5 protein-coding genes and 1 pseudogene are annotated in these 3,251 nt (G+C 43.7%); 5 read left to right on the top strand and 1 reads right to left on the bottom strand.

The features are described from left to right. Positions 1–128: 128 nt before the first annotated feature. The 4 genes from B2R65_RS16270 to gpsA are packed head-to-tail and all read left to right on the top strand — an operon-like array spanning position 129 to position 2,380. The gene (locus B2R65_RS16270; protein WP_004588616.1) at positions 129–560 is read left to right on the top strand and encodes a rhodanese-like domain-containing protein; all 432 of its coding nucleotides are present in this window, start codon (positions 129–131) and stop codon (positions 558–560) included. 31 nt (positions 561–591) lie between these two features. Beyond that, positions 592–849, top strand: a complete 258-nt coding sequence (gene grxC, locus B2R65_RS16265) for a glutaredoxin 3 (RefSeq protein ID WP_004588615.1) — start codon at positions 592–594, stop codon at positions 847–849. 34 nt (positions 850–883) lie between these two features. After that, entirely contained in the window at positions 884–1,369 is a 486-nt protein-coding gene (gene secB, locus B2R65_RS16260) for a protein-export chaperone SecB (RefSeq protein ID WP_004588614.1), read from the top strand. Positions 1,370–1,372: 3 nt separating this feature from the next. Next, on the top strand, positions 1,373–2,380 hold the full coding sequence (gpsA, locus tag B2R65_RS16255; protein ID WP_286744393.1) for an NAD(P)H-dependent glycerol-3-phosphate dehydrogenase: 1,008 nt from the start codon (positions 1,373–1,375) through the stop codon (positions 2,378–2,380). 98 nt (positions 2,381–2,478) lie between these two features. Here gpsA and trmL read toward each other — a convergent pair whose 3' ends face one another. Further along, positions 2,479–2,943 carry a tRNA (uridine(34)/cytosine(34)/5-carboxymethylaminomethyluridine(34)-2'-O)-methyltransferase TrmL gene (gene trmL, locus B2R65_RS16250; protein ID WP_004588612.1) on the bottom strand — a complete coding sequence of 155 codons (465 nt, stop codon included), beginning with the start codon at positions 2,941–2,943 and terminating at the stop codon, positions 2,479–2,481. A 108-nt stretch (positions 2,944–3,051) separates the two neighbouring features. On the opposite strand from trmL, the pseudogene fieF reads away from it, so the two are divergent. Continuing rightward, positions 3,052–3,251 (top strand): annotated as a pseudogene (fieF, locus tag B2R65_RS16245) (CDF family cation-efflux transporter FieF); the annotation flags it as partial.

Raw genomic sequence — 3,251 nt, 5'->3', positions numbered from 1 at the left:
GGTTTTTACTTAGCCCACTAGGTTACAAATCTCGCGCCGCGATTTAATCGCCCCTAGATTGAACAAATTTCAATCCACAAAGGCCAACACGCTCTAGGTTTAGAACATAATTTCATAGTGGAAGTAGAATGGATCAATATATTGAATTTATTACAAATCATCCTATTTTAAGCCTAGCTTGGGTTGGTCTTGTATTCCTTATTGTAAGCGGCTGGATAAAGAGCAAGTTTTCAGCAGTGAGAGAAATAAACCCACAGCAATTAACACTTCTTATTAATCGTGAAGATGGCAAAGTAGTTGATATTCGTGCTCAAAAAGAATTTAACGCAGGTCGTATTGCGGGTGCTGAACACTTAAGCCCTGAAAAAGCAAAACAATCTGACTTTTCAAGCCTTGAAAAGCACAAGAGCAAACCCATTATACTAGTATGTGCCACAGGCATGACTGCTCAAGGTATTGCTAATGCAATGCATAAAGCAGGCTTTGAATCGGTTTATGTATTATCAGGTGGTATGGGGTCGTGGCAATCTGCCAGCCTTCCAACTACAACAGGTCGCTAATCAGTTTAGTAGTACCGATAGAGGATTTATTATGAGTAATGTTGTTTTATACACCAAAGCGTACTGTCCATTTTGCCAACGTGCTCTTGCACTTTTAAACAGTAAAGGCGTTGAGTACACAAATATTGATATTGGTGTTCAACCAGAGCTTCGCGATGAAATGATTGCTAAAGCAGGTGGTGCAAGCACAGTACCGCAAATTTTTATTAATGATGAACATATCGGTGGCTGCGACGACATGATGGCTATTGAAGCGCAAGGTAAACTTGACGCTAAGCTAAATGCTTAATTTTAATTATAAAAACTAACACGTAGGAAGCACAATGAACGAAGAAAATCAAAACGCAGCAGCACAAGAAGGTGGCGCACAATTTACTATTCAACGTATTTACACTAAAGATGTATCGTTTGAAACGCCTAACTCGCCTGCGATTTTTCAAAAAGAATGGACGCCAGAAGTGAAGCTAGACCTAGACACGCGCTCTAATAAGCTAGACGAAGGTGTGTTTGAAGTGGTTTTAGCACTAACGGTTACTGCTTCTATTGGTGAAGAAACTGCGTTTTTATGTGAAATTCAGCAAGCCGGTATTTTTACAGTTGGTGAGCTTGAAGAAGTACAACTAGCACATATGCTAGGTGCATACTGCCCTAACGTGTTATTCCCATACGCGCGTGAAGCTGTATCTAATCTTGTTAACCGTGGTACTTTCCCACAGCTTAACCTTGCGCCAGTGAACTTTGATGCGTTATTTGCACAATACATGCAACAACGTACTGCGCAAGCTGAGCAGGTTTCAGCAGACGCATAATTTATGAGTACAGCAACTTCAGCTGTTACTGTATTAGGAGCGGGGTCTTACGGCACCGCTCTTGCTATTTGCTTAGCCCGAAATGGTCACCAAGTGACACTTTGGGGTCGCAATAGCGACGACGTTGCCACGCTTGCAGCTGAGCGGAAAAATCAACGTTACCTTCCTGATGTACCATTCCCCGACACTCTTTTATTACAAGCCGATTTACAACAAGCCGTAGCCAGCAGTGCCATTGTACTTGTGGTTGTGCCAAGCCATGCCTTTGCAGATACATTGCAGCAAATTAAACCTGCGCTGGTTGAAGGTGCGCAAGTTGCGTGGGCAACAAAAGGGCTTGAGCCAAATACTGGTCGCTTGTTACAAGAGGTTGCCCTGCAGGAACTAGGTGATGAGGTGCCGCTTGCGGTTTTGTCAGGCCCAACCTTTGCAAAAGAAATGGCAATGGGGCTACCTACTGCGATATCGGTGTCGTCTACCTCAACGGAGTTTGCGCAACAACTTGCAGATTTACTCCATTGTGGGCGCTCGTTCCGCGTGTATAACAACGATGACTTTATTGGCATTCAGTTAGGTGGCGCGGTTAAAAACGTAATAGCCATTGGTGCTGGTATGTCTGATGGGGTGGGCTTTGGTGCTAATGCACGTACGGCACTGATCACTCGCGGCTTAGCTGAGCTAACGCGCTTAGGGTGTGCCTTAGGTGCAAAGCAAGAAACCTTTATGGGTATGGCCGGACTTGGCGATTTAATCTTAACATGTACCGACAATCAATCGCGCAACCGTCGCTTTGGTTTGGCATTAGGTAAAGGTGAAGGGGTTGATGCTGCTATTGAGTCTATCGGGCAAGTTGTTGAAGGCTTTAGAAACACAAAAGAAGTGTATTTATTAGCACAACGCGCCGGTGTAGAAATGCCTATTACTGAGCAAATTTATAAAGTACTTTATGAAAATAAAGATATGAAAGAAGCCGCCATGGCGTTATTAGGCCGAGAGCAGCGCGCTGAATAAAGTGAGCATATAATGCTCACTTTATTAAAAGCATGAACATGCTTTGTTATTAAAAAACCGACGCTATGTCGGTTTTTTTATTGTTTGGTACAAGGTGCTTATTGCGCGTTAGGAAAGCCTAGCTGGCGCCATGATTCATAAACGAATACCGCCACAGCGTTAGATAGGTTCATACTACGGCTATTGGGCTGCATAGGAATGCGCACACGCTGATCGTTAGGTAGCGCTTGAATCATCTCATCGGGGAGACCGCGAGTTTCTGGCCCAAACACCAAGCAATCACCTGCTTGGTAACTGGCTTCGTGATGAAACTGGCTGCCTTTAGTGGTGCATGCATACACTTTTTTAGGTTGGCACTTTTCAAGGTAGGCTTCAAACGAGGCATGGCGCTGTACGTTACTAAACTCGTGGTAATCTAGCCCGGCACGTTTTACTCGCTTATCGTCCCACTCAAAACCTAATGGCTCAATTAAATGCAATGAGTAACCTGTGTTTGCACACAAGCGTATGATATTTCCTGTATTTGGTGGAATTTCAGGTTGATATAAAACGATATCCAGCATAATGCGCCTTTCTATTAATCTATAATTTGACGAGTGGCAGTATACACGAAACCGGTAAAAAAAATGATATACTCGCGCCATTGAATACCGCAAGTAGTGAATATTAACGTGCATCACCGTAGTTACGAATTTTGGGTTAAAACATCAAGCATAGTTACCATGGTTATGGTTAGCTTAATGATAGCCGCTAAAACCTGGGCGTGGTTGGCATCGGGTTCAGCTTCTATGCTTGGCTCATTAACCGATTCATTAATGGATATTACCGCCACGGCCATGAGCTTTTTAGTGCTAGGGTATGCACTGCGCCC

Source organism: Pseudoalteromonas sp. UBA2102 (genome assembly GCF_002331165.1).
In the GTDB taxonomy this organism is placed as follows: Bacteria; Pseudomonadota; Gammaproteobacteria; order Enterobacterales; family Alteromonadaceae; genus Pseudoalteromonas; species Pseudoalteromonas atlantica.
Note: the sequence above shows the minus strand (reverse complement) of the source record. Positions and strands in the feature narration are given on the sequence as shown.